The organism is Streptomyces sp. NRRL S-37 (genome assembly GCF_000721605.1).
In the GTDB taxonomy this organism is placed as follows: domain Bacteria; phylum Actinomycetota; class Actinomycetes; order Streptomycetales; family Streptomycetaceae; genus Streptomyces.
Genome location: NZ_JOIZ01000125.1, coordinates 1 through 366, shown reverse-complemented (window position 1 = coordinate 366; position 366 = coordinate 1). Strand labels below are relative to the sequence as shown.

The following is a 366-nucleotide window of genomic DNA, read 5'->3' as shown; positions in this document are numbered from 1 at the left end:
GGCAGCCACTGGTCCTCCTCAAGGTCCTGGTCGCTGAGGACGAGAGACCCTCCCGGGACATGGCCGGCCTCCAGCCCGTCCTCGTCCTCGTCCGGCAGGGTCTCGTCGTCGGGATCGGGCGCCGCGTACACGCCGGCCAGCCCGAACGACGGGGCGAGCACGTCCAGTACGTTGATCTCTCCCGCGGGCACCGGCACAGTGGTCTCAGAGGCGCGGGACTTCGCCATCACCCGCCGCTCCACGGTGGACAGCTTCTCTTTACCTGCGGCCCGCCGGAGGAAGGCGTCTAGGGCCAGGGCCAGTTCGGCCTCGTGTTCCTCACGTGAGCCGGTGCGCTCGACCACCTTGCAGATGTGTTCCCAGACG

1 pseudogene is annotated in these 366 nt (G+C 69.1%); it reads right to left on the bottom strand.

From position 1 onward, the window contains the following. A pseudogene (locus IH50_RS38495) lies at positions 1–366 on the bottom strand (transposase); the annotation flags it as partial.